The following is a 5,909-nucleotide window of genomic DNA, read 5'->3' as shown; positions in this document are numbered from 1 at the left end:
GAATGGCCATACGACGACGTATGAGTACAACATCCTGGATCAACGGGTTAAAACCCTGTTCCATGACGGCTCAAGCCTGCAGGAAACCTTCGACGCTTTGGATCGTCGCCTGAGTAGCATCGATCAAGCCGGTCGAGTGACCCAGTACGCTTATGACAAGCTGGGCCGTTTGATTGCGGTGACGGATGCGCTGAATAACGTCACTTCCTTCACCTATGATCAGGCCGGCAATAAGCTGACGCAGAAGGATGCGGAAGGCCGCACGACCCGCTGGACCTATGACGCCATGGGCCGTGTGCTGACGCGGACGCTGCCAATGGGACAGATGGAATCCTTCAGCTATGACGTCGCTGGCAGGTTGCTCAGTCATACCGACTTTAATAGTCAGACGACCGCCTATACCTACGATGTGAATGATCAGGTGAGTCGCATTGACTACGCAGACGGCGAGGTCGAGACCTTTACCTATAACACTATTGGCGCTCGTCTCACTGCGACAAACTCTCTGGGAACGACGAGTTATCAATACGACGCATTGAACCGATTGGTGGAAGAGACTCAGCCGACTGGCGCGGTGCTTAGCTACAGCTATGACAAGGCGGGCAATAAAACCTCCGCCACCGTCACCTATCAGGGGAAAGCGGAAACGACGACCTACCTGTACGATGCGTTAAACCGCCTGAGCAAAGTGATCGATCCTCAAGGCGGCGAGACCCTGTACGCCTACGATGCGGTGGGCAACCGTGAGAGCGTGACGCAAGCCAACGGCCAAACCACCACCTATGTCTACGACGCCTTGAACCGACTGACGCGTCAGACCACGACGGATGCGGCGGACAATGTCATCGCCGACTACCGTTACACCCTGCACAACACGGGGCGACGGGAACAAATCGAAGAACTGCACAACGGCCGGGTTTTGACCTATACCTACGACGCCCTGTATCGCCTGACGCATGACGCCATCAGCAATCCGGCCAATGGCGACTACAGCGCGGAATACCGCTTCGACAAGGTCGGCAACCGCATCTACAGCATTATCGACGGCGTGCACACCGCCTACAGCTATGACGACAATGATCGCCTGACGCAACAGGGCGGCGTTACCTACGCGTATGACGCCAACGGCAATACGCTGACTGAAACCGAAGACGGTCTGGTTAGCGCTCGTTACACCTACAGCGCGAAGAACAAACTCCTCGCGGTAACCAAAGCGGGCGAGACCACCAGCTTCGGTTATAACCCAGACGGCATTCGCACCCGGAAAGCAGCAAGCGGCAGCACCACCGACTTTATCGTCGACCAGAACCGCGATTACGCCCAGGTGCTGCAAGAAGTCGTCAACGGCGCGAAGCAAGTCAGCTACGTCTACGGCGACGACCTGCTAAGCCAGGCAAGAGCCGGCGACGTCAGCTACTATGTCTACGACGGCCAAGGCTCCGTCCGCTCTTTAACAAACCAGACCGGCGTGCAAACCGACAGCTACCACTACGACGCTTTCGGCATCCTGCTGCACAGCGAAGGAGACACCCCGAACAGCTACCTGTACACCGGAGAGCAATACGATGCATCCCTGGATCAGTATTACCTAAGGGCGAGGTATTACGACCAGAATCAGGGGCGGTTTACGCAGATGGATACGTGGATGGGGATTAACTCTGATCCTGTGACGTTGCATAAGTATCTTTATGCGAATGCTGATCCGGGGAATATGGTTGATCCTAGTGGGAATTTTTCTCTCGGGGAATTGGGGGCGGCAATGGATATTCGGATGTCATTGTCAGGATTACAGATTGATGTTGGCTTCAGCTTTTTGGATGTGGCTATTGACCCTACCAATGCCGCATCTAATTTAGGGCAAAGCATCGCATCATCAGCTATTGCTAGAGGTGCTTTGGTCCTTTTGCGTTTTGGTGGTGGGAAAATAATTAATCTGCTATCCCGAAAGACAAAAAACTGTTTTTCAAATAGCTTTGTAGAGGGGACTTTGGTTTTAACCGAGGATGGATACAAGAGTATAGAGAGCATTGAAATTGGTGATTTTGTATTCTCTTATAATGAAGCCAGTAGTAAGGTTGAGCCTAAAGAGGTTGTTTATCTAATAAGAAGCGAAAAGAAAGCAGAGTTTGTTACGATTAGATTGGAAGATGGGAGTGAGTTGATTTCGACCCCGGAACATCCTTATTTTAAAGAGGGTAAATGGATAGAAGCTAGGCATCTATCTAAAGGTGATATTCTGAAGGGGATTTTGGAAGGGATTGAAGTTGTTTCGGTATCAACCAGGAAAATCAATTATTTCGTTTATAATTTTTCTGTATCTGATAATCATAGTTATTATGTTGGCGAGGAAGGAGTACTAGTTCATAATGCCAGCCCAGTTTGTGCTTGGCTGTCAGCGAATGCTAAAGAGACCTCAAGACATGGGCTTATTAATTCTAATGAGATAAGATTTTCACAAGATTCAATATCTGAGAATTTTACAAATGGCACTTCGGTTCGTGCCTTACGAGATAAGTTAAAAAAAGGCGGTACTGTGAACGTGCCGCCAATAAGGATATTTGAAGCAGATGGTGTTTTGTTTACACTAGATAACAGGCGATTGTGGGCATATAGAAATGCTGGTGTACCAATAGAGACGCGCCCTGCGACGGCTGCAGAGATTGATCGCGAATCATGGAAATTCACGACACGTAATCGTGGCAAAACGATAATGATAAGGTAGAACGATGATGGACCAAAAATATAATCCTATTACAGATACAATTCTGGGTAAAATAGAAGGGAGGGATGCTATTGGTAAAGTCGTTACTGTTGTTGATGATATAGCTAGTAAGTTTTCGCTTAATGTCAATGTTAACAACATGGATGTTACATTTGAATTTGAATCTTGTATGGCTATGAAAAGGATGCTTATTGACTTCTGGCTGTACGACGACCTGAACCCAAACCTATTAAAGTCAACCTGTTTTTTTGAGGTTGTTGACTCACTCTGGATTAAAGGAATGTATGGGGCTGATGAAGCGGGACTTAAGCACATTGTCGTCCAAACATACGACTTCGTATATGAGTTCGCTTGCAAAGGTTATGATGTGAGATATGGCCATGTGTGATGTTGATGTTGGAATTAAAACGTGGTTTCAAAGACCTATTATATCCATTTTGCGCTTTTACCTATTGCTTCAGCCTAGCGCTATATAAATATCAATAATATGATCGTGAAATATATTGTTAATGATGCCTATGAGAGTGCGAAAGAATTTGAGGCCGATTTGTATGGCTTTTTAATAAGTTTGCAAGGGGGTCCTATATACTGTGGCGTTATTCCCCCTTATCATATAGCAAAAGAATACTTTAATAAAAAAAGTCATCCTCAAGTTAAGTGGCGCCCATTTGAGCTGCGAGAGAAGGACTATCAAAGGTTAGTGGAGAGTATACTAAATGATAAGAAAGGCGCTTTGCGCAACTTTCCACGATTTCAAATACAAAATAAAGGTATTCGATTAGAGCCTGAGTTTGATGACGCTAAGACATATAAGGAATGGATGCAGCGAGTACAAGACGCATACCTCCATGATGTCTCAAGAAGTAATCTTGATTACTCAGTTTTTCCACATGGTTCTGATGGAAAGAAGCAGCCTTTTGCTTTCTTCTGGCATGGGCCATTCAGTCAGTGGCATCCGAGCAAGTTTGAGGTTGCTGGCATTGAGTTCAATTGCGCTGAACAGTTTATGATGTATAGCAAAGCCAAGTTATTTGGCGATGAAACATCCGCGTTGGGTACTCTGGCTGCGACCGATCCGAAGCAGCAAAAAGTGATTGGTAGAAATGTATTAAATTTTGACCAAAAAACTTGGGACCTCTTTAAAGAAGCTATAGTGTTTCAGGGCAATATGGCTAAGTTTTCGCAAAACCCTGATTTGCAGGAGACCTTGATCTCTACAGGCGATTATTACTTGGTGGAAGCATCTCCCTATGACAAAGTGTGGGGGATAGGCATGGCTGTAGAAGACAAAGGGGTTAACGACCCCAATAATTGGAAAGGCCAGAATCTATTAGGTGAAGCACTAATGAATGTGAGAGCGGCGTTAAGGTATCGGCTTGATCACCTAAAAAAATGTTAGACTGAGGCCTGCAGCCAATCCCTTGCGGTATATCGGTGGGTTTGGCTATTAACCAGGCATCAATATAGGCATTCTATGCCGCATATTTGATGCTTGGGTGATTAAACTATTTTTTCACCCTCGCAGGTTTCTTTTGCAACATGCACATACGTGACCGGATTTTCTTTTGAGATCCCCTTTCTTTTGGGCCAAGGGTGTTCAAAACCCTGTGGGGGGGGGGACGTAACGAGTTTACTGCCCTTTTCGTACTTGGCTTGGCCTTGACCCAAACCACCAAGTGACGGCCGTCGTTGTCAGAAATAACATCTGCGCGATGGCCTCTTTGTACAGGGCCATTAAATCGACCGGGCTCAGCGCGCCAACGCCACCGAGATGACTACTGATATTAAGGGTGACAAACGTCGCCAGAACAAGCAGATAGACAGTAATCAGCGGTCGCATTAGGCCTCGGATAGCGTCGACAAACCACATCCCATAAGTTTGACTCTGCTCTGAACCGGCTGGTGGAACAGTCGCAGCCGACTGGCGTACAGCTATGACAAGGCGGGCAATAAAACCTCCGCCACTCTCACCCACCAGGGTAAAGCGGAAACGACCACGTACCTGTACGATACGTTAAACTGTCTGAGCAAAGTGATCGATCCTCAGGGCGGCGAGACTCTGTACGCCTACGATGCGGTGGGCAACCGTGAGAGCGTGACGCAAGCCAACGGGCAAACCCCCACCTATGTCTACGACGCCTTGAACGGACTGACGCGTCAGACCACGACGGATGCGGCGGGCAATGTCATCGCCGACTACCGTTACACTATGCACAGCACGGGGAGACGGGAGCAAATTGAGGAGTTGCATAACGGCCGGGTGTCGACCTATACCTACGACGCTCTGTATCGTCTGACGCATGACGTCATCAGCGATCCCGTTAAAAGCGGGCGAGACCACTAACTTCGGTTATAACCTGGATGGCATTCGCACTCGGAAATTGGAAAGTGGCGCCAACACCGACTTTATCGTCGACCAGAACCGCGACTACGCTCAAGTGCTGCAAGAAGTCGTCAACGGCGCGAAACAAGTCAGCTACGTTTACGGCGACGATCTGCTAAGCCAGGCAAGAGCCGGCGACGTCAGCTACTATGTCTACGACGGCCAAGGCTCCGTCCGCTCTTTAACAAACCAGATCGGCGTGCAAACCGACAGCTACCACTACGACGCCTTCGGCATCCTGCTGCACAGCGAAGGAGACACCCCGAACAGCTACCTGTACACCGGAGAGCAGTACGATGTGTCATTGGATCAGTACTACCTAAGGGCGAGGTATTACGACCAGAACCAGGGGCGGTTTACGCAGATGGATACTTGGATGGGGCGGAATCATGATCCGATTACGTTGCATAAGTATTTGTATAGTGATGCGGACCCAACTAATAAGATCGATCCTTCCGGCAATATGTCAATAGGAAGCTTAATGTCAGCAATTAATTTTGCTGGTAATCTCGCTACTGCTGCAATGGTTTCGTATGATGTATTGAGTATGTCTACAAGTGGCGCTTCAATCTCGGCAAAAGATATAGGAATAAGCGTTTTACTAAGCTTGTCTAATCGAGTTGGCGGAAAAGCTTTTCTTAGATTGTTCAGTAAGAAAGGCTGTAAAAATAACAAATGTAAGCCCGTTCCGATAATAGACGATGAGCATATTTTTAAAGGTGAAATAGTAAATCGTACTGCTAAGGGATTCCATAGCTCTGCGGATTCTCATTACATGTTTGGATCTAAGGCCACAAGAATAAT

The 5,909-nt window shown here is 47.8% G+C and carries 5 protein-coding genes; all 5 read left to right on the top strand.

Annotated features, from left to right (window positions below; all coding sequences use genetic code 11):
* Positions 1-2,722: polymorphic toxin-type HINT domain-containing protein (locus KP814_RS31780; RefSeq protein ID WP_253938791.1), on the top strand; the 2,722-nt coding region annotated here is incomplete at its 5' end.
* 4 nt (positions 2,723-2,726) lie between these two features.
* Positions 2,727-3,110: a hypothetical protein gene (locus KP814_RS31775; RefSeq protein ID WP_216740549.1), complete on the top strand. Its 384-nt coding sequence runs from the start codon at positions 2,727-2,729 to the stop codon at positions 3,108-3,110.
* A 105-nt stretch (positions 3,111-3,215) separates the two neighbouring features.
* Positions 3,216-4,121, top strand: a complete 906-nt coding sequence (locus KP814_RS33555) for an NADAR family protein (RefSeq protein ID WP_216740548.1) — start codon at positions 3,216-3,218, stop codon at positions 4,119-4,121.
* Positions 4,122-4,754: 633 nt separating this feature from the next.
* The gene (locus KP814_RS33030; protein WP_253938790.1) at positions 4,755-5,066 is read left to right on the top strand and encodes an RHS repeat domain-containing protein; all 312 of its coding nucleotides are present in this window, start codon (positions 4,755-4,757) and stop codon (positions 5,064-5,066) included.
* The coding region (locus tag KP814_RS33025; protein ID WP_253938789.1) for an RHS repeat-associated core domain-containing protein at positions 5,023-5,909 on the top strand (887 nt) is incomplete at its 3' end. The genes KP814_RS33030 and KP814_RS33025, both read left to right, overlap by 44 nt.

The sequence above is a fragment of the Hahella sp. HN01 genome (assembly GCF_018986435.1).
Lineage (GTDB): Bacteria > Pseudomonadota > Gammaproteobacteria > Pseudomonadales > Oleiphilaceae > Hahella.
Note: the sequence above shows the minus strand (reverse complement) of the source record. Positions and strands in the feature narration are given on the sequence as shown.